The organism is Vibrio sp. Isolate22, assembly GCF_022398115.1.
In the GTDB taxonomy this organism is placed as follows: Bacteria; Pseudomonadota; Gammaproteobacteria; order Enterobacterales; family Vibrionaceae; genus Vibrio.
Genome location: NZ_JAKEUW010000001.1, coordinates 1 through 22,890 on the forward strand (window position 1 = coordinate 1; position 22,890 = coordinate 22,890).

Here is a 22,890-nt window from a genome sequence, read left to right on the forward strand (position 1 = left end):
ATGAGTAGGAAAGGAAACTGCTGGGACAATGCTTGTGTTGAGAGTTTCTTCCATTCTATGAAAGTGGAAGCGATCCAATATGAGCCGATTATGACGAGAGAGCAGATGCGCCAAACGATCTTCGAGTACATAGAGGTTGATTATAATCGAACGAGAAGGCACAGTGCTCTTGGGTATCTAAGCCCAGTTAACTTTGAACAACAAAATGTCGCTTAATGAAGTGTCCAGTCTGGCTGGAGCAGATCAGTACTCCCTAACTTACTGAAACAAACACGCCGAAGTATCCTTGAGGTGTCTGGTGATGGCGCTTACGACACGAGAGCGTGTCACGCTGCTATTAAGATTAAGGGAGCCATTGCGCTTATTCCCCCAAGAGAAGGGGCAGCCTTCTGGGAGCGTGGTCACCCTCGAAATCTCGCCGTGGGTTGCCAGAAATTATACGGCTCAAATAAGTATTGGAAAGAGCGGTATGGATACCACAAGCGTTCACTCTCAGAAACAGCGATGTATCGAGTTAAACAGTTGCTAGGAGGGAAACTGAGCTTAAGAAATTACAATGCCCAGGTGGGTGAAACTTACGCGATGATAAAAGCGTTGAACAAGCTTACTAGGTTAGGTATGCCTAAAACCTGTCGTATTGACTAAGAAATACGCGAAACGGGTTGGCTCTATATCTAAATTTAATTACGCAACACAGCCAATATTTACGTCCGCATAGATAGATTCTATTTACATTTATAGAGTACACCGTATTGGAAAGAGCGGTATGGATACCACAAGCGTTCACTCTCAGAAACAGCGATGTATCGAGTTAAACAGTTGCTAGGAGGGAAACTGAGCTTAAGAAATTACAATGCCCAGGTGGGTGAAACTTACGCGATGATAAAAGCGTTGAACAAGCTTACTAGGTTAGGTATGCCTAAAACCTGTCGTATTGACTAAGAAATACGCGAAACGGGTTGGCTCTATATCTAAATTTAATTACGCAACAAAGCCCTCCCAAGTGGGAGACCGACTCCCAATGTCCGCAACAGGGATTGGAAAAGCGTTAATGATTGATATGCCAAAGATGGAGTGGATTCGATTAATTTCATCACAAACTAATCATGACGTTGAGTCGATGCTAAAACGAATGAATGAGTATTCTAAGTATGACTATAGCTATGACTTAGAAGATAACGAAGATCTTGTGCGCTGTGTTGCCGTGCCAATTAGAAATAAATATAACAATATTATTGCGGCTATCTCAGTAACCAGTATTAAAGAATATATGTCTGACGAGAGAATGACAGAATTAATCCCTATTATTACTGAATATTGTCAGAAAATATCCAAGCAACTTAATTAACCCTACAAGTGTATGTAACTTACACTTAAATTATAAATAATAAATTAATCAGGTACGACTATGTCTAGAACCGGAAAAATTCTAGCCATTGGTGGGGTGTTTGTCGCCTCAATCATTGGTGCAGCAATTGCTACAAACTCTCAAGGTAATAGCCAATCGAGTATTGCAGCTGGTGAATCTCAAGTTCAAACACTGCGTTTCAGCATGAGCTCTAATAACAAACACCCAATTTATGATGGTGCTGCTAAATTCAAAGAGATCGTTGAAAAATTTACCGAACTGAAGGTGGATATATACCCCTCAGCACAGTTAGGTGATGATCGTGCAGCCATTGAAATGTTGCAGTTAGGTACGCTTGATGTATCTATTCCATCAACAGGTCCGCTTGCTAATTTCTACCCAGAATACAATGTGTTCGACCTACCTTTTATGATCACCAGCGAAGATGTAGCTGACAAAGTTCTCCGAAGCGAGTTTTCTGACGATATGTTGAAAAGACTAGAGTCTAAAGGCTTAGTCGGACTAGATTTCTGGGAAAATGGTTTTCGCCATCTTACCAATTCTCAGCATGCAGTTAGAACGATTGAAGATGTTAAAGGCTTGAAGATACGAACAATGGAGAGTCCACTTCACTTGGACGCATGGAATGCGATGGGCGCAACGCCAACACCAATGGCGTTCAACGAACTGTTCACAGCGCTACAACAAGGCACCGTTGACGGGCAAGAAAACCCATATCCGAATATCGCATTAAACAACTTGTTCGAAGTACAAGAAACTATTTCAAACACCGGCCATGTATACACACCCTTAGCCTTAATTGTTAGCCAAGCTACATGGAACAAGCTAAGCCGTCACGACCAAAGAGTCTTGCGCCAAGCAGCAATTGATGCTGGCGACTACGAGCGCCAGGTTAACCGTCGAGTAAACCAAGAAAGCTTGGATGTTATTAAGAAAAACATGGAAGTCGTAACCCTGACACCTGAAGCTCTGGTTGGTTTCCAAGAAGCGACTAAACCAGTTATTGAGAAATACACACCAATCATTGGTAAAGATGTTGTATCCGCTTTCCAAGAGCAAATTAAAAAAGCAGAAAGTGAATTAGCAACTCAGTAACTCAAGCCATCACTTTATATTTAGAATCTTACTTTTTTAATACTGACTATTTTAATACTTAGTTTTTCATGGTTATAAAAATAAACCATAAGAAGTAATCGTTCTAAGTAACAAGTGGATAAGGAATCTTATTATGTTGAATTGGTTAGACAAGTATTTTGAAAATACGATAGCCGTAATACTGCTCATTATTATGACGGCAGCAATATTCTTACAAGTAGTATCCAGAACATTCGATTATTCAATTGCTTGGACTGAAGAATTAGCTCGCTACTGTTTCATTTGGCTAGTTTATATCGGCATCAGTTTTGCCGTTGCAAAAAAGAGCCATATTAAAATTGAAGCGATATCTATGTTAATTGACGACAAAGAAAAGAAGTACCTAAGCCTATTCTCAGATTGTGTATTTTTGATTTTCTCCGTCGTGATCTTATTTAAATCCACACAAATGGTAGAACACCTCTATCAGTTGGGACAAACATCGCCAGCGCTTGGGCTACCGATGTGGATAGTTTACTTAGCTGGTCCAGTAGGATTTGCACTTACGACTCTCAGATTGATTCAACAGATGGTCTCGACCACTGACGACATCAAAGCAGCGAAATAAGAGGTAATCATGTCAGTATTTATTTTGTTTGCGACATTCGCACTGCTCGTTATTGCCTCTGTACCTATTGCTATCTCACTAGGTATGGCAACGCTGCTCACTATTATTTCGACGGGTACGCTAAGCGTTGATTTCCTTGTGAGTACCTTAATCACGTCTGTTGATTCGTTTCCAATCATGGCAGTGCCATTTTTCATTCTAGCAGGTGACATCATGGGCAGCGGTGGTATCTCGCAGCGTTTGGTGAACTTTGCTAACTCACTGGTAAAAAACATCACAGGTGGCTTCGCGATTGCTTCGATCATTACATGTATGTTCTTCGCTGCTATCTCTGGATCGGGTCCAGCAACGGTTGCTGCCGTCGGTGGCATCATGATCCCTGCGATGATCAAATACGGTTATGACAAAGGCTTTGCAACAGCGGTTGTTACTGCAGCTGGCGCGATTGGTGTAATGATTCCGCCAAGCATCCCTATGGTGATGTACGGTGTGTCTGCTGGCGTATCCATTGGTGATTTGTTCATTGCAGGCATCATCCCTGGCATCTTGGTTTCACTGTGCTTGATGGTATGGGCATACATCTACTCAAAGAAGAAAGGCTACAAAGGGTCAGACGAACCGTTTAGCTGGAAAGAAGTATGGGCTCAATTTAAGCATGCTCAGTTGGCACTACTCATTCCCGTGATCATTCTGGGCGGTATCTACGGCGGTATATTCACTCCAACAGAGGCGAGTGTTGTAGCTGTCGTCTATGGCCTGGTAGTAAGTCTATTTGCCTACAAAGAAATAACCTTCAAAGACTTACCGCAAATCTTCACTAAATCTGTGATTACTTCAGTGATTGTATTGTTGATTGTGGGTACAGCGACCGCTTTTGGTAAGTACTTAGCGCTTGAACAAATCCCGACGCAGATTGCTAACGCAATGCTTGAGTTTTCGGATAGCAAAGTAATTTTCATTATTTTAATGGTGGCACTGCTACTTGTCGTTGGCTGTTTCATGGAGACAGTAGCTGCAATCATTATCCTGACGCCTATTCTGGTTCCTGTGGCCATGTTATTCGGTTTCAACCCAGTTCATATCGGCATCATCATGGTAGTAACTCTGGCTATCGGGTTTATCACGCCTCCTCTGGGTCTAAACTTATTTGTCGGTTCAAGTGTTTCTGGGCTCTCTGTTGAGAAGCTCTCAAAAGCAATTATTCCGTTCTTCCTAGCCATGATGTTTGCACTAACACTGATTGTATTTATTCCCCAGATCTCTCTGGTTCTGATTTAAGTAAGGTATTTATTGTGAAAATTATTGATGTCATTCCACACGCAATCTCAGTTCCACTTGAGACACCGTTTTACTTTGCTCAGGGCTGGGTTCATAGCCGTAGCTCAATGATCATTGAAATTGTTACCGATGAAGGAGTTATCGGTTTTGGTGAAGCCTTGTGTCATGGACTGCAAAGCCCACACATCGCTGCTGCATTTGTCGAGCATACCTTTAAGCCATTGCTACTTGGACGTAGTCCGTTCGACGTAGAGGTACTTTGGGAAGAGATGTACAACGTGACTCGTCCATATGGTCAAGGTGGTTCTGCAGTAAACGCGATCAGCGGTGTTGATATTGCCCTGTGGGATGTCATTGGTAAGGCTCTCAATAAACCGATCCACTCCCTCATAGGTGGTGCATTCCGCAAGGAAGTCACCCCTTATGCTACAGGCTTCTATCGTATTGCAGACGCAAAATACCCAGAAGCCGCGATCGAAGAAGCACACCGTTATGTCGATGGTGGCTTTGAAGCCTTCAAGCTTAAGATTGGATTCGGTGTAGAGGAAGATATCGCCTTCATTCGTTCAATTCGCGAAGCCGTCGGTAATGACGTGAAAATCATGGCAGATGCTAATGGTGCTTACAACGCGGCTGCAGCACGTCGCATCATCAAGGAAACAGAAGAATTCAATCTGTATTTCTTGGAAGAACTATTGGCACCTGAAGATATCACTGGCTACCAAGAAATCAAAAACCTCTCTAAAACTTATATCGCCGCTGGTGAACAACTATTCGGAAAGATGGGATACCGCCCTTGGCTTGAACAGAGAGCACTCGATGTTATTCAACCTGACTTATGTTCTTCAGGCGGTATCACGGAATGTAAAAAGATTGCAGCAATGGCACAAGCAAACCACACCATGATGATTCCACACGTGTGGGGTTCTGGCATTGGTATTGCGGCTTCTTTGCAGTTTATTGCTTCACTACCAAGCTCACCACTATCACTCAACCCTATCGAGCCAATGCTTGAGTTTGACCAATCTTCACACCCATTCCGCAAAGATCTCATTTGCGATGGCATCAAGATGGAAAACGGCAAGGTACAAATTTCTACCAAACCGGGCATAGGCGTTGATGTGAATACCGACATCATCAAGCAATACAAAGTTAACTAACTAAGCGAAGTTAACTAAACGAAAGAGTTACCTAGATACACAAAGTAAAGACATCAACTAAACCTAAAACTGCGCGCCTTAGGGCGCATCTGTGAGCTGTAATTATGAATCAAAAAAACACAATCAGTTGGCTAATTCTGGACTGGGGAACGACAAACTTTCGTGCCTTTGCAACCGAACTTGAATCATTACTAAGTAAGTGGCTTGGCGATTACCAACACTTACCAATTTATATGGCTGGCATGGTTGGCTCAGCACAAGGTTGGGTTAACGTACCATATGTTTCCACTCCAACTAATGTGGAGTCCTTGGCTCAAAACACCCACCAATTCGAGCTTCCTTGGGGGGCAACCGCAACCATCATTCCAGGTGTCAGCCATTATGATGAACATGGCAACTACGACGTAATGCGGGGCGAAGAAGTTCAGTTATTTGGACTTCTAGAGTTAGCAGGAAAACCAACGCTTGAAGCAGCCTTTCCGGGTACTCACAGCAAACACGCAAATATTGAAGCGGGTAAGTTGGTCTCGTTTTCAACCTACATGACCGGAGAGCTTTTTTCCGCACTGTCAACACACACCATCCTAGGACGTGGCTTACCTGACCAAGTCAGCTCTAACGCTGCTTTTGTAAAAGGGGTAAAAGAAAGCTCGAACTCGTCAATTACCAATCAACTTTTCAAAACCAGAACACACCGTCTGTTCGGCAATCTAGAAGAAAATGAAGTGTTTGATTACTTATCAGGGCTGTTAATCGGCAACGAAGTGCGAGAACTGCATCAAGAGAGCATCTACTTAGTAGGCGGAAAAGCCCTATCAGAACGCTATGACCAAGCATGTCGTCAACTGGATAAAACAACCGAATACGTGAATGGCGATGACACTTTCATCGCTGGAATGTTAAAAATTAAAGAGGCAATGAACCATGACAAATAAAGACTTTAATCTAAGTGATCACCTACCACTCGTTGCCATTATCCGTGGTGTGGAACCAGTAGACTGTATTCGAGTGACACAGATTTTGATTGAAGAAGGCTTCTCAATGATCGAGGTGCCATTGAACTCACCAGACGCACTGACCAGCATTAAAATGTTGGTCGAGCACTTTGGAGACCAATATCTTATTGGTGCAGGTACTGTCACTACACCTGAAAAAGCGCAAGCAGTGATAGATACCGGTGCAAACCTAGTTGTCACACCAAACTTCAACGAACAGGTTGTGAAAATGTCAGCGGCAGCAGGTTGCGTAAGCTTCCCTGGCGTTGTCACTCCAACCGAGGCATTCGCTGCACTTGCGGCTGGTGCGACAGGGTTAAAACTATTCCCAGTATCTATGCTTGGTCTTGATGGTTTTAAAGCACTGAAATCCGTACTGCCTCCAGAAGCAATCTGCTTACCTGTAGGAGGAATCAACCCTACCACCGAGAGCATGAAACCTTACTTGGACATCGGTGCGAAAGGTTTTGGTTTAGGAGCCTCTCTCTATAAGCCTGGCTTATCTGACGACGAGATTCGAGCCAACGCCAAAGCATTCAACATCGCCTTTAAAGCGTCTATCGCTGAGTAAGTGATCCATACAAAGTAAGCTTGAAACAACGATACGGCTCATATTTTTCTACGTGATAATTCTAAATGGTCATAGAGAATAGTATGAGCCGTATTTCGTTTACATTTATTTTAGCCCGCCGCTTGTTCCCAATCAGTCAGTAACTTCATAATTACGCGAGAGTCTTGATGAGTCGCCATTGGCGCTGTGAGTTGCGTATCGCCTTGCTCGACTGCTTGGCGGATATTACGCACTTGATAATGGAAGCCATCGCCTTGCGCTTCGACTTTCACTTCACGTTTCGACGTTTCGTATATCTCAACCGTAAATGTGTTCTCTTCGGTCGGTAACCATGGGTTGGTATCGAGAGTGATACAGCCTTTACTGCCTAAAATCGTAAAACCATGCTTTAAGCCATGATCTTCTGCAGTATGAACCTGCGCAGTGAACTGGCCATTGAAGCGCATCATCGCTGACGACTCGCAGATATTGCCATCTTGACCACGTCGGCCAATTGCTGAGATCTGCACGTCATTAAACACGCTCTCACCAAACTGGTGTTGTGCGACAGAGTGGATCAGCGACATAGGGTAACAGCCAAGGTTATATAACGCGCCCTTACTCGCAGGGTTCACAAACTGGTCAATCGCCGCAACGTATGAACCTTGGATTGAGCGTACTTCACCAATTTCTCCGGTTGCCAGTTCTTGATGAAGCTTGGCGATCAATGGGTGATTTAAGTACATCAAACCTTCTGCGAAAAATACGCCCGCTTCTTTCACCGCTTGTAGTGCTTGTTCGGTTTTTTCCATATCCACCGATAACGACTTTTCACACAGAATCGCTTTGCCTTTTTGAGCGGCTTTAATCACGTATTCGTGGTGAACATGGTTAGGTAGCGCGATGTAGATAATGTCGACCGATTTATCTTCAATCAGGGCTTCATAGCTATTGAAGGTTCGTGTTGGTTGGTATTGATCAGCAAACTCATTGAGTGTTTTCTCTGTGCGTCCTGCAACAGCATAAAGCTCGCTTTGAGCATCGCCTTTAATGGCGTCTGCCATAACGCCTGAGATAAAGCTGGTTCCTAGAATTCCCCATTTCATGCTTAGATCTCCTTCTTATGAGTTTCAAAGGCTTGTACTAATTCTGTTATATCACGCTCGATAAACGCTTGGGTGTGAGGCATCCCAAAGTGCTGGTTAATGGCTTCACGGTTAGCGTATTGCTCAAGCAAGATCACTCGGTCGCTTTGGGTTTGGTCATAGGTTGCAATCGCTTGTAGGCAGCCCGGTTCGCTCTGCATATCTAGACAAAACTGTTCGATGGCTTCAACCGCAGCCTCACGTTCAATGTTGGTTTTAATCCTAAGTTCCGCAGTAACAAAGATAGTTTCGTTTGTTTGAGGCATTCCACGCTCTTATTTTAATCAACTATTGGTTTGCCATTAATATAATTAACCCCTAATAATTGATAAACTCACCTTTTGTTTATTATTTATCAACCAAGAGTGTTTAATGGATAAGTTAACTAGCATGAAAGTCTTCGTTTACGTGGTGGAGCAAGGTAGCTTTCGTAGTGCTGCCAACCACTTCAATCTATCGGCGACCATGATCAGTAAACATATCCATCATCTTGAATCGAGCCTTAACTCTCAGCTGATTCATCGCACTACGCGTAAGCAGTCTTTAACCGATTCAGGGCAGCTCTACTATCGAGAATGTAAACGAATTCTGGAAGACATCAGTAATGCTGAAAATCTAATTCAAACCTTAGAAAATCAGCCTCAAGGCACGGTCAAAATAAACTGCCCAGTGACCTATGGGAACAAAGTGCTAGCCCCTATAGTGGCGAAGTTCCTTGCCAATAATCCGACAATTAATGTCGAGCTCGTACTGAACAACGATCTTGTTGATCCCTACTCTTCGGATATTGATTTAATTGTGCGAATTGGTGACCTGTCTGACTCAAGTTTAGTCGCCAGATACTTAGGTGATTACGAGATGTGTTACTGCGCAGCGCCTGAATACCTAGACCAACATACAAAGATTCGTGTATTAGAAGATCTCGCACAGCACCCATCGCTTGGATTTAGTTACAGCAGCCGTCGTGATGTGAGTGGGCGTGAACCCCAACTACGCAATACACAAAACGGTGACTCACAATTCCTAGCCCCTAAGAACCACCAAGCGGCGCATAGCACGGGGAATAAAGGCCAAGTGCGTTTGATGTCGAACAATGGGGATGTGTTGCGATATGCCGCCCTACAAGGCGTGGGCGTGTTGTTACAGCCGACTATCTCAGTCGCAGAAGAGATTGAACGTGGTGCTCTACTGGAGATCCTACCCGGTATGGCACCTTTGCCTAAGCCGATTCACTTACTCTATAAAACCAAGCAACTGTCTTTGAAGAACAGGACCTTTGTCCAGTTCTTGTTAGCCGAGCTTTCTAAATAACTAGAGTGATCAAAGCAACTAAGGTGGTCTACGTTACTAATAGCTTTGGAGCAACGATGAAGGTTAAAGCGTTTGCCAATGACTCATCAAGTAACTGCCAAGGCCAGAAGGCGTAGTATTGTGAACGACCATCTCATCACATTGGTTGAACACCATGAAGTGTTTAAGCTCATCAGATAAGGCATGAATCAACGACTCATGGTTTTTGATTCTATCTTCCACAACCAAGTTACGAATATTGAGTAAACGACTCTTTCTGTCGACCTTGCAATCCATTCGCGCCACCAGCTCTCCTTGCCATAGAATCGGCAAACTGAAATAACCAAACTGGCGCTTGGCTTCAGGAACATAGCACTCAAGAAGGTAGTCAAAGTTAAACAATGATTGCATTCGCTTACGTTGAATCAACAGATTATCGAACGGAGAAAGTATCTTTAACTTGGTTCGAGATAGTGGCTGATTAAGTAACTCAAACGCATTTGGCAACATGTAGTAATCAGCACCTTGAACATCCACTTTCACTATTCGCTTGTCTTCAAGCATCTGTTGGAGTGTTTTCTGTATCAGTGGCTTGGTGTTCTTAAGGAGATAACTCATTTCCGATGCGATCCCCACACCGTTCGCCTCTAAATAACGAATAATCAGGTGCTCAATGTACTCTTGTTCTGTGGGTTCAGAGGTATCAATACCACTCGGTACAACTCGCTCGGTTAGGTCATACACTTTATGGAAATTCACTCGGCTCGGCACCATTAAGTCACCTTGCATAAACAAAGTTTCTAGCGCCTGTTTGGCCGGTTTACCGCCCCATCCGCCGGGGTTTGGCCTATCGCCTTCAAAATCTTTCGCCATTAATGGCCCTTCGTTCTCAATGCGTTTAAGAACATGTGCCATTAGGGCCTCGTCTTTTTTATACCAATGCTTCAGCTTATCGCTCGCAAACCCATTCTTTCGATGCAAGCTGAAGCGGTAGTCTCGCATAGGTAAATACGCAGCAGCATGCGACCAATACTCAAATACCTCTCGACGCTCTAACAACGTATCCAGAAGGTTCAGTTGGTAGTCTGGATTACGATTCCACAGCGTATGATGGTGGGCTCGCTGTATCACCGAAATAGTATCAATTTGCACATACCCAAGGTTTTCAATCGCAGACAGCGTCCTCGCCAAAGCTCCGCCATTACGTTTCTTTTTAGGCGGCAGCTTTTGCGAAAGCAGTACAATTTTTTTCGCTTGTGCGAGTGAGAGTGATTCCATGAACTTCAGACTTTAATTGATAGCAATGACCGGCTTATGATTCAGCAATAAGCTCTTGAAGGATCTGCTTGTACGTTTCGACTGTCTGCGCGCCCGTGACTGCACTCTTGCGGTTAAATACCACGGTAGGAACCGCAGAGATCCCCATGCGTTGCCATTCGAACTCTTGCGCTTCTATTTGCTTTAAGTTGTCGGTGTTCTTTAAGCGTTTCAGTGCCTTCGTTGCATCTAAGCCAACCGCTTCAAGCTCTTGCGCAATAACATCCAGATCTGACAGATCTTTCTGCTCTGAAAAATGCGCTGTGAAGAAGCGCAGCTTCAACTCAGTCTGTTTTCCGTAAGCTAGAGCAAAATCAAGCAGCACATGTAAGTGGCGTGAATTCACCATTCTCATGCTGTCATAAAAATTGAAATCGAACCCTACCGCTTTGCCGCGAGCTGCCAGTTGCTCACGTGAGCGCTGACTTTCTTCTGCACTAGAACCGTATTTTCTCATGATATGCTCACGCAGGTTTTCACCCTCTTGCGACATATCTGGATTCAACTCAAATGGCTGCCATTCAAGTTCAATCTGTTGTTCTAAACCAAGCTCTGCAACAGCCTGCTCTAGGTTTTTGTAACCGACGACGCACCATGGGCACATTACGTCAGAAATAATATCGAGTTGAAGCTTCTTACTCATCGTCATTCCAAATATCGTTGCTAAGGCGTATCCAATACAAAGTGGATATCCGTGTTGTCACTAAGACTACAACAATTTGAACACCCGTTCAAATACCAATGTATTCGCTCTCAAATTTCTCTCAATCAGCCTTTGACTTAAAGTTAACTTTAAGTTGTAGAGTGATACAAAACAGAGACAATGAGACAAAGATATGAAAAGAAAAACACCACCCTACCTTACCGGCCGCTTCTTTGATGGCATTAGCTCAGGGCTATTTATGTTGGCACTTCCGTGGTTAATGCTAGCAACGCCCAATATGGGCACTTTTGTTGCGCTCACGGCTCTGGTTTGTACGATCACCACTTTTCTTGCTACGCCCTATTTTTCAGCCTTGATCGACCGCCATTCTCGTAAAAATATTTTGATCATCGCGCAGGTAATCCAGGCTTCAACCGCATTTATTGTCGCTGCAATTTACTGGTTTGGCGTCGGTTCTATTGTCGTCCTAGGTGCAGCTCAACTCATTTTTTGGGTTTCAAGTAGCCTTGCCTGGCACACCAACAATGCCTTTACGCAAGAGAATTACGACCACCATGAATATGCCAAAATTTCGAGTCACCAAGAGATTATTTTGCAGTCAACAACCTTGGGTGCTGGCGCTCTTGGCGTTGTGTTACTCGAGCAGTGGAGCATTATTGAATTTGCGATTTTTGCAGGTATTGCCTCGAGCATTTCAGCAATAAGTTACTTGGTGACACCTTACAGAAGACAAATCACGGAGAGTGTGAACACACCATTCAAGCAGCAATTGGGCGAAATTAAGGATGTGTTCTCTCAATCGCCTCAATTCTATGGTTTCCTGATTGTTTCTTGTCTCTCATATCCGATGGTGACCTTTTTGAGCCGTTTAATTCCGATTTGGTTTTCAGAACTGAATATCACCGGAGACTGGCTTGCACTTTACAATATCTCTCTCGGCATGGGGGCACTGATTATTGGGATATCTTTACCACTGATTCTGAAGTCTGCATCTCACAAAACAATCATCCAAATAGCGATGTACATCATCGGAATCTCTTTATTGTTGATGAGCCAAGCAGAGAATCCTGCATATCTTATTGTTCTTACTTTCATTTTCGGTGCATTCAACGCACTCAATAGAATTGCCCGAACCAACTGGATGCACCATGCGGTAGCAATAAAACAAAGAGGAAGAGTAGATGGGGGGCTTGCGCTATTCGCTACATTAACCCAGAGCTTAAGTTATGTGTTGATTGCCGTATTGGCGCAAGCCGATGCGATTATTTATGGTTTTACCATTGCTGGAGCCGTGGTTCTGGCTGCCACATTTTGGATGGGTAAACTTGGCAGACAAATTAAGCCGGAGTGTACCTTAGCAAATCAATGTTAAGGCGAGTTTTAAAATTCGAAATTTCCAATAAAAAAGCCGGCTCATGTTAGTGAGTCGGCTTTGATAAAAATCTAAAAAGGATTTCGAACGTTACGCGAGAAGCTTCTCCAACACTTGGAATACGCCCGCATCAACATTACTTGGCGCACCAAAACGAGCAATCTCTTTTAGTTTTGGATGTGCATTTTCCATAGCATATGAGTGGTAACTTTCTTTAAGCATCTCGTAATCATTTAGGTAGTCGCCAAAGCTCATGGTCTGTTCGTAAGTGAAACCTAATGTGTTCTGGAGATGCTTAATTGCCGCCCCTTTTGAAGCTTCAGCATTCATCACATCCAGCCAAATTTTTGCGCTTACAACCACTTGGTAATTCTCACCAAACTTAGCGTCGATGCTTGGGTTTACTTTCTCTTGTGAGCCGTCAAAGTGGCAAATAGCAACCTTGATAAACTCATCTTCAACCGTCAACAAGTCTTCTACTTGCTCACGGCGATGGTAGTACTTAGAGATCTCTGCTAGAGCACGCTCGTCTTTGGTTTCGATGTATGCCGATTTCTTACCACACAACACAACATGGGCACCTTCTATAGCACGCGCTTCTTTGATGATATCTTTGATGGCATCTGTATCTAGCAAGCAGCTGTAGAGCTCTTCGCCTTTATGCATCACTAATGTGCCGTTTTCAGCAACAAACATCATGCGGTCTTTAATAGGAGCAAAAGTTTCCATTAAACTGTAGTACTGACGACCCGACGCAGCAGCAAAGATAATGTCTTGAGCTTCTAGTCGCTCGTAGAGGTTAAAAAATTCTGGGTCTAATTTTCCGTGTTCATTAAGCAGAGTACCGTCCATATCAGCAGCGATAAATTTGATGTTCTGTTGTGGCATTTCAGAGCTTACCTATAAATATAAATAAAATTGTAAATTATGATTTTTCGTTATCTTGGGTAACGGTTCTGCGTTCGATTATATCGTTAGAGTAGCCAGTGAGTGCAATGCTTTTCGGTCGGTTTATTTGCCTAAATCTTAGATCTTGTTTATGCCTAATGAGATTTCAAATAGATAACTGATCGGATATCAAGCGTCATCAAAACAACAAGCTGAGCAGGCCAATTTAAGGCGACTTTTAAAATTCACATTGACCGCTAAAAGAAATAGGCTTACTATTAATCGTCTTTTAACGATTAGCATTAAGTGAGCCACCTAAGTATGACTGCAACATGCCAAGCAACAGAAAGCTGTTCTCTACCTCTTCCGCCAAGTAATGCAGAAGCAGAAAAAGAAATGGCAGCGTTAGCAAAAGCACTCGCGCATCCAGCTCGAATTCGCATACTTAGCATCTTGTCTGCACTAGAAAAGTCAGGCGGCTGCTTAAACAGTGATCTGGTGAGTGAATTAGGTTTAGCTCAATCAACAGTGTCAGAACACTTAAGAATATTAAAAAACTCAGGCTTCATTACCGCTGAGTCTATTCCGCCAAAGATGTGTTACCGCATCGACCGCGACAATATTCAACGCTTCGAATCGGTATTTAACAGCATTTTAAAATAGAAGTTCACGCTTGAATGATTGGCTTTGATAGCCTTTACTTTTAAGCGTGTTTTTTTGCCATAATAAATCGTTTTTCGACGATTTACGATACAAACAAAGAGAGATTACCATGAAACCAAAATTAGGTTTTCTAGATCGCTACTTAACACTATGGATCTTCATCGCCATGGGCCTTGGTGTACTGCTGGGTACCCTATTCCCACAGATCGAACAGTGGAACGATTCAATGTCTGTTGGCACCACCAACATTCCACTTGCGATAGGCCTTATCTTAATGATGTACCCACCTCTGGCTAAGGTTAACTACAACCTGCTAGGCACCGTGGTAAAAGATAAGAAAGCCATCAAGCTCTCTTTGATCATGAACTGGTTGGTTGGCCCAATTCTAATGTTCGTATTGGCACTGACTTTCTTGGGTGATCACCCTGGTTACATGGTCGGCGTAATTCTGATTGGTCTTGCTCGTTGTGTGGCAATGGTTCTAGTTTGGAACGACATCGGTGGCGGTAACAAAGAATACGGTGCCGCGTTGGTTGCTCTAAACAGTGCTTTCCAAGTGGTTAGCTACAGCTTTATGGCGTGGTTGTTCATCAGCGTTCTTCCTCCAGTATTCGGTTACGAAGGCATGCTGGTTGATATCTCAATGATCGATATTGCACACAGCGTACTTATCTACTTAGGTATCCCATTCTTAGCAGGCTTCCTAAGCCGTAAGATCCTTGTGTCGATGAAAGGTGAGCAATGGTACACCGACGTGTTCATTCCGCGCATTTCTCCAATGACGCTAATTGCATTGCTAGCAACTATCGTTTTGATGTTCAGCCTGAAAGGTGAAATGATTGTTGAGCTGCCAATGGACGTTCTATTAATTGCGGTTCCACTGACAATCTACTTCACTGCGATGTTCTTCATCAGCTTCTTCATCGGCAAGAAAATGGGCATTGAGTACGACAAGAACGCATCGATTGCATTTACAGCAACAGGTAACAACTTTGAGTTAGCGATTGCAGTTGCAATCTCTGTATTCGGTATCAACTCAGATCAAGCATTTGCAGGCGTTATTGGGCCACTGATTGAAGTACCTGTGCTGATTTACCTAGTGAACGTTGCACTTAAGATGAAAGACAAGTACTACAACGGTCTAACAGTGAAATCTGCCAACTAAAAAATTACATATCGCTTTAAACAGAAAGGCTCACAAATTACTTTGTGAGCCTTTTCTTTATTCCAGTTCATCCAATTCTCATCCAGCTTATGTTTCGTCTAATAGGCCTTTCAATGCTTGTTCAAGCCATAGCAGTGCTGGCCCTTTCGAGCGTGTTTTCGATAAAACCAGATCAACCGGAGGCGACCACGTTTTGTGGTCAAATGAAACATTCACCTCTATCAAACGCTGTTTACTCAGCTCTTCTTCAACAAGGTGTTTAGGTAAATACGCCCAACCGACATCACTACCAAGGATCATTTCTTTGATAACGATAAAACTGTTTGACCACCATACCTTGCCCGCTATAAGTGGAAACTGATCCATCATCTTGCCTTTATCTCCCCTCAGCATGAGCTGACGATGTGGCAGTAAATCCGACAATTTCGCGACAACCGTTTTGGCTAGCTTGTGGCTTGGGTGGCACACAGCAACAAACGGTAAATGCCCAATAAAGCAAGGTTCAGAACCGACATCAAAAGCCAAGTTGGTGAACATCAAGCCAAGGTCTGCCTTCTCTTCAACTACGAAAGGATTCACTTCTGTTGTGGTACAAGCGATCAACTCAACCTCAGTAGCAGGGAAATGTTGGCTGAATTCACTCAGGGTTCTGGATAGATTGGGGACCAACAAGGAATCATCTAATGCGATTTTAATAAGCCCTTCTTCACCCGTTCCTATCGCACTAACGGAAGCATTGAGGTCTTCAACCTGAAGTACGATTGCTTTCACTTGTTTAAACAGTTGCTCCCCTTCTTTCGTTAGCGAAGGTTTGCGAGTCGAACGATCAAATAACTCTACATTGAAATCTATTTCAAGATTGCTGATGCCTTGGCTTACCGCCGATTGCACCTTACCCAAATGACGAGCACTTGCTGAGAAAGAACCCAGCTCCACTGCGTAAACGAACATTTTAAGCTGTTCAATGTTATACATGCCACCAACCTATTATCACCATTAGTGATAGTTACTATCTTTCTATAATCATAATTAAAGATAATATACCTTTCAAACAGCAAATATAGATTCAACAAAAAGAGAAAGTACATGTCACACAAAGAACGAATTCTACATATGGTGCTATTTGAAGTGTTCGCACTAATCATGATGGCAGGGCTAGCAACCTACATTACTGGTAATGGAGCCGGGGAAATGGCGGGGTTAGCGCTTGCGATGTCGCTGATAGCAATGGCTTGGAACTACGTCTACAACTACGGCTACGACAAAATCTTCGGGGCAGACAGAACAAAACGAACGAAGAAAACACGAGTTTTACACGGATTGGGGTTTGAACTTGGTTTAATGACAGTAACGCTGCCAGTTTTGATGTGGGTGTTAAAGCTCGATTTTCTAACCGTATTGATTATGGACATCGGCCTAGTCATTTTCTTTGTACTCTACGCTATCGGATTTAACTGGGCGTACGATTCAGTAAGAGACTACTTTGTTACACAAGGCAAAGTTAACGCTCTCAATTAATGCACCGATTCGCTCAAATATCATCACTGAGCGATAAACAAAACGAATTGCCAGATTCAGTATGGATCTGGCATTTTTCGTCACAACTTAAGTACATCCTTGTTTGTTAACGCTTTTCCAACATTTGAGAACCCGGGTAGGTCCACAAGATCCAAGTTTAATAAACCACCACTCGCGAATCAGCATCACAAATCCAGCCATCAACTCCTCGTACCAGTTGTGCATCTGCTTACATACAGGTACTTTTAGCGACCTCACGGGACATACATTCGCGCAATAGCGTCCATACAAGCTTCTTTTTCGAGCAAAAGTGTTCGGTTTAACATTTCAAGCCAGTTTAATTAACAATTTTATGCTCAAACGCTCATTTTTAATGTTCGTTTATTTTCGCGTTCGCAAATTTATGCACAATACGCGTGCTAGATAAGCAAAAATAACAAGGACTCGAACATGACAACAAACAAACAACCTTCTTTATTTGGGCAATGCCTCGCCGAATTTATCGGTACTGGCCTGCTCATCTTCTTTGGCGTTGGCTGTGTGGCTGCACTGGTATTAACAGGTGCAACATTCGGACAATGGGAAGTTAGTATCATCTGGGGCTTCGGCGTATCTATCGCGATTTACTGTACAGCTGGCGTTTCTGGCGCACACATAAACCCTGCAGTAACCATTGCATTAGCCATGTTCCATGGATTTGATAAGGCGAAGGTAGTGCCTTACATCATCTCTCAATTACTTGGTGCCTTCTGCTCTGCAGCTTTGGTTTACAGCCTATACAGCAACTTGTTTACAGATTACGAAATTGCTCATAACTTTGTTCGTAGCAGCCAAGACGCACTATCAACTGCTGGTATTTTCTCGACTTACCCACATGCTTCACTCTCTTTCTTCGGCGCTTTTGCTGTGGAATTCGTGATTACTGCAGTATTGATGTTTGCCATTCTGGCACTGGGTGACGAGAACAACGGCGCATCACGCGGCGCAATGAACCCTCTACTGATCGGTATTCTTATCGCGGTAATTGGTGGCTCATTAGGTCCACTAACTGGCTTTGCTATGAACCCAGCACGTGACTTCGGACCAAAACTTTTCGCTTACTTTGCAGGTTGGGATTTTGCATTAACCGGTGCTCGTGATATTCCTTACTTCATCGTTCCAATTCTTGCTCCAATCGCTGGTGCGTGTTTTGGTGGCTGGTTGTACCCACGTGTTATCGGTGCTCACCTACCAGTGGAAGGCCAAGGCTGCACAATTCCAAACCAATGTGAAACAGAAGAAGAAGCTGAACAAGCTCAAGCTTAACCCCAAGCAACCTTACATTTACTAAAATATAAATAACGGAACAAAAAGGATTCTTACCATGACCGAGCAAAAATACATTGTTGCCCTAGACCAAGGCACTACAAGCTCTCGCGCTGTAATCCTCGATCACGATGCAAACATCGTAAGCTCTTCTCAACGAGAATTTACTCAAATTTATCCAAAGGCAGGCTGGGTTGAGCATGATCCAATGGAAATCTGGGCGACTCAAAGCTCTACATTGGTTGAAGCTCTAGCTAAAGCAGGTATTCGCAGCGACGAGCTAGCGGGTATCGGTATCACTAACCAACGTGAAACCACCATCGTTTGGAACAAAGAGACAGGCAAACCGGTATACAACGCTATCGTATGGCAATGTCGTCGTACTGCAGAAATTTGTGAAGAACTAAAAGAACGTGGCCTAGAAGACTACGTGCGTGACAATACAGGTTTAGTCCTTGACCCGTATTTCTCAGGTACAAAAGTAAAATGGATTCTAGACAACGTTGAAGGCGCTCGTGAAGACGCTGAAGCAGGTAAGCTACTGTTCGGTACGGTTGATACTTGGTTGGTTTGGAAGATGACTCAAGGCCGTGTACACGTTACGGATTACACTAACGCATCACGTACTATGTTGTTTAACATCAACGACCTATGCTGGGACAGCAAGCTACTAGACGAGATGGGTATTCCAGCATCAATGATGCCTGAAGTGAAACGCTCTTCTGAAGTTTACGGCCAAACGAACCTTGGTGGTAAAGGCGGTACTCGTATTCCAATCGCTGGTATTGCGGGTGACCAACAAGCAGCGCTTTACGGTCAAATGTGTGTTGAGGCTGGCCAAGCGAAAAACACGTACGGCACGGGCTGTTTCCTACTGATGAACACAGGCCAAGAGAAAGTAACATCGAAGAACGGTCTATTAACGACATTAGCGTGTGGTCCAAAAGGCGAACCAGCTTACGCACTTGAAGGTGCTGTATTCATGGGTGGCGCATCTATCCAATGGCTACGTGATGAAATGAAACTACTGGCTGGCGCAGAAGATTCTGAGTACTTCGCAACTAAAGTAGATACGTCAAACGGTGTTTACGTTGTTCCTGCATTTACTGGTCTAGGCGCACCATACTGGGATGCTTACGCTCGCGGTACGATTGTAGGCCTAACTCGTGGCGTTAACTCTAACCACATCATCCGTGCAACACTGGAAGGCATTGCTTACCAAACTCGTGACGTACTGGATGCGATGCAAGCGGACTCTGGCATCAAGCTAGCAAACCTACGTGTTGATGGCGGTGCAGTAGCGAACAACTTCCTAATGCAATTCCAATCAGACGTGCTAGATACAGAAGTTCACCGCCCTGAAGTAACGGAAGTAACGGCTCTAGGTGCAGCGTACCTGGCTGGTCTAGCGGTTGGTTTCTGGGACAGCATCGATGAGCTTCAAGACAAAGCAGTACTAGACCGTACTTTCTTGCCACACCACGATGAAGAGAAACGTAACCGCCGTTACAAAGGTTGGAAGCGTGCTATCAAGTGTGCACAAGTTTGGTCTGAACTGCACGATGACGACGAAGAGTAAAATCGAGCGTTCGAATAATCACTCTCTTATCGATTGAATTGTTAGTTCCTCAGTAAACGAAACTAAAAAGAGCACTATTTGTGCTCTTTTTTGCGTTTGAGGCCTTTTTTTCATGTTTTGATCAACGTTTTTGCGGTTTAGACATAATTCCTTACTATCATTACTTCTCTCTGAGTATCAATTCGAGCACAATAGCGCGAGGTAATATTTAGAATTAGGTGCGCTAAAGTATTGCAGCGCGCAGGGAGTGGTAAGTTAAGTGAAGCAGATACCAAGACACCAGCAGATTGTAGACCTGGTAAAAACACAAGGATATGTGAGCACCGAAGAGCTCGTAGAGAAGTTCGATGTTAGCCCACAAACCATCAGACGAGATCTCAATGAGCTGGCTGATAGCAACAAAATCCGTCGTTATCACGGTGGTGCAACCATTCCTCTTAGCTCAGAAAACACCTCTTACAACACTCGTAAAGCGCTTAACTTCAATGAAAAAGATGTGATTGCCGACGAGCTGGTAAAACACATTCCAGATGGCGCAACCTTGTTCGTTGATATCGGCACTACGCCAGAATCAGTGGCGCGCGCGCTGAACAAAAACCACAAACAACTCAGAGTCGTGACTAACAACATCAACGTTGCCAGTATCCTGCTACCAAACCCAGAGATAAAGGTTATCTTGGCAGGTGGCGAAGTGAGAAACCGTGATGGTGGCATCGTGGGTGAAGCAACACTCGATTTCGTGAAGCAGTTCCGCCTCGATTTCGGCATTCTTGGGATAAGCGGTATCGACTTTGACGGCTCACTGCTTGATTTTGACTATCATGAAGTTCGAGTGAAGCAAGCCATCATCGAAAACAGCCGCAGCATCTTCTTGGCAGTCGACCACAGTAAGTTTGGTCGCAACGCAATGGTTAAGCTCGGTAACATCTCTCAAGCACACATGGTATTCACCAATAAACAACCACCAGAAGAGATTCTGAACATCCTTAAAGATTCAGACATTCCGTTAGAAGTTATCGAGACCGCTGCTCAACCACTAGCGTCGGACGAATAAAAAAAGCTCAGAAATCATGTTCATTAAAAGAGCTCATTATTGATAGATCACTTTATCGATAATGGGCTTTTTTGTTACTTAGAAAGTCGTACTTGAACATGAACAGTATCACTTCTATGCTCGAATAGGAGTTATTTTGAACCTTCGCTGTCATAAGCGAAGGTTTTTTTATGCGCAAATCACATAAAACGCGCATAAACGAAAATAATAAATGACCGCAAACGAAAGTTAATATAGGATTAAATTATGTTCTAAAATGCTCGTTCGCTCAGAAAGAGGTCAAAACCATGAGTGCTCAACAAACTAATTCAAACAATAGTACATCTTCAACTCTAGACTTAATCGTTATTGGCGGCGGCATCAATGGTGCGGGTATCGCGGCAGATGCTGCTGGTCGTGGTCTAAACGTTGGTTTATACGAAGCAAATGATTTCGCCTCTGCGACGTCTTCTGCAAGTTCAAAGCTAATCCACGGTGGCTTACGTTACCTTGAACATTATGAGTTTCGTTTAGTTTCGGAAGCACTCGCAGAGCGTGAAGTGTTGCTGAGAAAAGCACCTCATGTTGCACAACCAATGCGTTTCCGTTTACCGCACCGACCATTTTTACGCCCAGCTTGGATGATCCGCTGTGGCCTATTCCTTTACGATAACTTAGGTAAACGTACGACGCTTCCTGGAAGTAAAACGGTGAACTTGGCTCAATCAGGTTTGCTGAAACCAGAAATGAAAACAGGTTTTGAATACTCAGACTGCTGGGTAGATGATGCGCGTATGGTATTGCTGAACGTGTTGGCGGCGAAAGAAAACAACACAGAAGTACGCAACTACTGCCGAGTTGAAAAAGCACACCGCGAAGACGACATTTGGCACGTAACAATTCTTGATGTGATGACAAACCAACGTTTCGAGCGCAAAGCAAAAGCGTTGGTCAACGCTGCTGGCCCTTGGGTGAAACAGTTCTTTGATGATGGTTTAGAACAAACCTCACCGCGTAATATTCGCCTAATCAAAGGTTCACACATTGTGGTGCCGCGCGTTCATGACGAACCACAAGCGTACATTCTACAAAACAAAGATAACCGCATCGTGTTTATGATCCCTTACCTAGATAAGTTCTCGATCATCGGCACAACCGACCTTGAATACAAAGGCGACCCTCGCGAAGTGGCTATCGACGATGTAGAAGTTGATTACTTGATCGATATCGTTAACCAGCATTTTGTTAAGCAGCTAGAGCGTAACGATGTAGTGTGGACATACAGTGGCGTAAGACCGCTTTGTGATGATGAATCTGACTCGCCACAAGCGATCACTCGTGACTACACACTGGAGTTGGATGCAGAAATGGATCAAGCACCACTGCTATCTATCTTTGGCGGCAAGTTAACGACTTATCGTAAACTCGGTGAAGCGGCACTGAACAAGCTAGAACCTTACCTAAAACACATGGGCGTACCTTGGACAGCTAACGACACGCTACCGGGTGGTAACTTCAGCTGCAGCCGCGAACAGCTTGCCGCAATGATGCACACTAAATACCCTTGGGCATCAGAAGCACTGTTACTTCGTTACGTGACCCAATTTGGTACTTACACATGGGACCTACTTGAAGGCGCTACGTGTGAGGCGGACCTTGGTATCCAGTTCTCAAGCGAAGCACACGGTGTTTACCAAGCTGAAATTGATTACTTGATCAACCAAGAGATGGCAATGACAGACGAAGACATCTTATGGCGCAGAACCAAGCTTGGCTTGTACATGAGCGAATCTGAGCAACAAGCATTGTCTGATTACTTAAAAGAGAAGCTACAACGTAAAGTGGTAAGCTTTTCTCAAGTAGGCTAATTCCACCAGCCAACAAGCACAGTTCAAAA

The 22,890-nt window shown here is 43.9% G+C and carries 23 protein-coding genes and 2 pseudogenes; 19 read left to right on the forward strand and 6 right to left on the reverse strand.

From position 1 onward, the window contains the following. From L1D55_RS00005 to L1D55_RS00050, 10 genes and pseudogenes are all read left to right on the forward strand, one after another. The coding region (locus L1D55_RS00005) for an IS3 family transposase (RefSeq protein WP_239915817.1) at window positions 1–216 on the forward strand (216 nt) is incomplete at its 5' end. A 30-nt stretch (window positions 217–246) separates the two neighbouring features. Then, window positions 247–645 (forward strand): annotated as a pseudogene (locus L1D55_RS00010) (transposase); the annotation flags it as partial. 108 nt (window positions 646–753) lie between these two features. Continuing rightward, window positions 754–942, forward strand: a pseudogene (locus tag L1D55_RS00015) (IS5/IS1182 family transposase); the annotation flags it as partial. A 61-nt stretch (window positions 943–1,003) separates the two neighbouring features. Beyond that, on the forward strand, window positions 1,004–1,348 hold the full coding sequence (locus L1D55_RS00020) for an IclR family transcriptional regulator C-terminal domain-containing protein (RefSeq protein WP_345772769.1): 345 nt from the start codon (window positions 1,004–1,006) through the stop codon (window positions 1,346–1,348). Between the two features lie 60 nt (window positions 1,349–1,408). After that, window positions 1,409–2,464, forward strand: coding sequence for a TRAP transporter substrate-binding protein (locus tag L1D55_RS00025; RefSeq protein WP_239915821.1), 1,056 nt, complete (start codon window positions 1,409–1,411; stop codon window positions 2,462–2,464). 133 nt (window positions 2,465–2,597) lie between these two features. Beyond that, window positions 2,598–3,071: a TRAP transporter small permease gene (locus L1D55_RS00030; protein WP_239915823.1), complete on the forward strand. Its 474-nt coding sequence runs from the start codon at window positions 2,598–2,600 to the stop codon at window positions 3,069–3,071. A gap of 9 nt (window positions 3,072–3,080) precedes the next feature. After that, a complete protein-coding gene (locus L1D55_RS00035; protein ID WP_239915830.1) occupies window positions 3,081–4,349 on the forward strand; it encodes a TRAP transporter large permease in 1,269 nt (422 codons plus the stop codon). A 14-nt stretch (window positions 4,350–4,363) separates the two neighbouring features. Next, entirely contained in the window at window positions 4,364–5,509 is a 1,146-nt protein-coding gene (locus L1D55_RS00040) for a mandelate racemase/muconate lactonizing enzyme family protein (protein ID WP_239915832.1), read from the forward strand. A gap of 104 nt (window positions 5,510–5,613) precedes the next feature. Continuing rightward, window positions 5,614–6,444, forward strand: a complete 831-nt coding sequence (locus L1D55_RS00045; protein WP_239915833.1) for a 2-dehydro-3-deoxygalactonokinase — start codon at window positions 5,614–5,616, stop codon at window positions 6,442–6,444. Then, window positions 6,434–7,075 (forward strand): 2-dehydro-3-deoxy-6-phosphogalactonate aldolase, encoded by a 642-nt coding sequence (locus L1D55_RS00050; protein ID WP_239915834.1) that lies wholly within the window; start codon window positions 6,434–6,436, stop codon window positions 7,073–7,075. Before L1D55_RS00045 ends, L1D55_RS00050 begins: the two co-directional genes overlap by 11 nt. Window positions 7,076–7,185: 110 nt before the next feature. Here L1D55_RS00050 and L1D55_RS00055 read toward each other — a convergent pair whose 3' ends face one another. Then, window positions 7,186–8,160, reverse strand: coding sequence for a Gfo/Idh/MocA family oxidoreductase (locus tag L1D55_RS00055; RefSeq protein WP_239915835.1), 975 nt, complete (start codon window positions 8,158–8,160; stop codon window positions 7,186–7,188). A gap of 2 nt (window positions 8,161–8,162) precedes the next feature. Next, the gene (locus L1D55_RS00060; protein ID WP_239915836.1) at window positions 8,163–8,465 is read right to left on the reverse strand and encodes an antibiotic biosynthesis monooxygenase; all 303 of its coding nucleotides are present in this window, start codon (window positions 8,463–8,465) and stop codon (window positions 8,163–8,165) included. 106 nt (window positions 8,466–8,571) lie between these two features. Here L1D55_RS00060 and L1D55_RS00065 point away from each other — a divergent pair, with 106 nt between their 5' ends. Continuing rightward, window positions 8,572–9,510 carry a LysR family transcriptional regulator gene (locus tag L1D55_RS00065; RefSeq protein WP_239915837.1) on the forward strand — a complete coding sequence of 313 codons (939 nt, stop codon included), beginning with the start codon at window positions 8,572–8,574 and terminating at the stop codon, window positions 9,508–9,510. A 63-nt stretch (window positions 9,511–9,573) separates the two neighbouring features. On the opposite strand, the gene L1D55_RS00070 is transcribed toward L1D55_RS00065, so the two are convergent. Continuing rightward, entirely contained in the window at window positions 9,574–10,767 is a 1,194-nt protein-coding gene (locus L1D55_RS00070; protein ID WP_239915838.1) for a crosslink repair DNA glycosylase YcaQ family protein, read from the reverse strand. A gap of 34 nt (window positions 10,768–10,801) precedes the next feature. Then, window positions 10,802–11,449, reverse strand: a complete 648-nt coding sequence (locus L1D55_RS00075) for a DsbA family oxidoreductase (RefSeq protein WP_239915839.1) — start codon at window positions 11,447–11,449, stop codon at window positions 10,802–10,804. A 193-nt stretch (window positions 11,450–11,642) separates the two neighbouring features. Here L1D55_RS00075 and L1D55_RS00080 point away from each other — a divergent pair, with 193 nt between their 5' ends. Then, the gene (locus tag L1D55_RS00080) at window positions 11,643–12,842 is read left to right on the forward strand and encodes an MFS transporter (protein ID WP_239915841.1); all 1,200 of its coding nucleotides are present in this window, start codon (window positions 11,643–11,645) and stop codon (window positions 12,840–12,842) included. Window positions 12,843–12,932: 90 nt separating this feature from the next. Here the strand turns inward: L1D55_RS00080 and L1D55_RS00085 are convergent, their stop codons facing one another. Next, complete coding sequence (locus L1D55_RS00085) at window positions 12,933–13,730, reverse strand: Cof-type HAD-IIB family hydrolase (protein ID WP_239915842.1); 798 nt, start codon at window positions 13,728–13,730, stop codon at window positions 12,933–12,935. A gap of 321 nt (window positions 13,731–14,051) precedes the next feature. On the opposite strand from L1D55_RS00085, the gene L1D55_RS00090 reads away from it, so the two are divergent. Beyond that, on the forward strand, window positions 14,052–14,393 hold the full coding sequence (locus L1D55_RS00090; protein WP_004740382.1) for a metalloregulator ArsR/SmtB family transcription factor: 342 nt from the start codon (window positions 14,052–14,054) through the stop codon (window positions 14,391–14,393). A 109-nt stretch (window positions 14,394–14,502) separates the two neighbouring features. Continuing rightward, a complete protein-coding gene (gene arsB / locus L1D55_RS00095; protein ID WP_239915843.1) occupies window positions 14,503–15,558 on the forward strand; it encodes an ACR3 family arsenite efflux transporter in 1,056 nt (351 codons plus the stop codon). An 87-nt stretch (window positions 15,559–15,645) separates the two neighbouring features. Here the strand turns inward: arsB and L1D55_RS00100 are convergent, their stop codons facing one another. Then, window positions 15,646–16,533 (reverse strand): LysR family transcriptional regulator, encoded by an 888-nt coding sequence (locus L1D55_RS00100; RefSeq protein ID WP_239915844.1) that lies wholly within the window; start codon window positions 16,531–16,533, stop codon window positions 15,646–15,648. 111 nt (window positions 16,534–16,644) lie between these two features. Between L1D55_RS00100 and L1D55_RS00105 the strand changes: the two genes are divergently transcribed. The 5 genes from L1D55_RS00105 (at window position 16,645) to glpD (ending at window position 22,861) form a co-directional block, all read left to right on the forward strand. Beyond that, window positions 16,645–17,076: a PACE efflux transporter gene (locus L1D55_RS00105; protein WP_061032075.1), complete on the forward strand. Its 432-nt coding sequence runs from the start codon at window positions 16,645–16,647 to the stop codon at window positions 17,074–17,076. 450 nt (window positions 17,077–17,526) lie between these two features. Then, a complete protein-coding gene (locus L1D55_RS00110) occupies window positions 17,527–18,381 on the forward strand; it encodes an MIP/aquaporin family protein (protein WP_239915847.1) in 855 nt (284 codons plus the stop codon). 58 nt (window positions 18,382–18,439) lie between these two features. Beyond that, entirely contained in the window at window positions 18,440–19,960 is a 1,521-nt protein-coding gene (gene glpK / locus L1D55_RS00115; RefSeq protein ID WP_063524098.1) for a glycerol kinase GlpK, read from the forward strand. A gap of 259 nt (window positions 19,961–20,219) precedes the next feature. Next, window positions 20,220–21,014, forward strand: a complete 795-nt coding sequence (locus L1D55_RS00120) for a DeoR/GlpR family transcriptional regulator (RefSeq protein WP_008215952.1) — start codon at window positions 20,220–20,222, stop codon at window positions 21,012–21,014. Window positions 21,015–21,301: 287 nt separating this feature from the next. Further along, window positions 21,302–22,861, forward strand: coding sequence for a glycerol-3-phosphate dehydrogenase (gene glpD, locus L1D55_RS00125; protein ID WP_239915850.1), 1,560 nt, complete (start codon window positions 21,302–21,304; stop codon window positions 22,859–22,861). Window positions 22,862–22,890 lie beyond the last annotated feature (29 nt).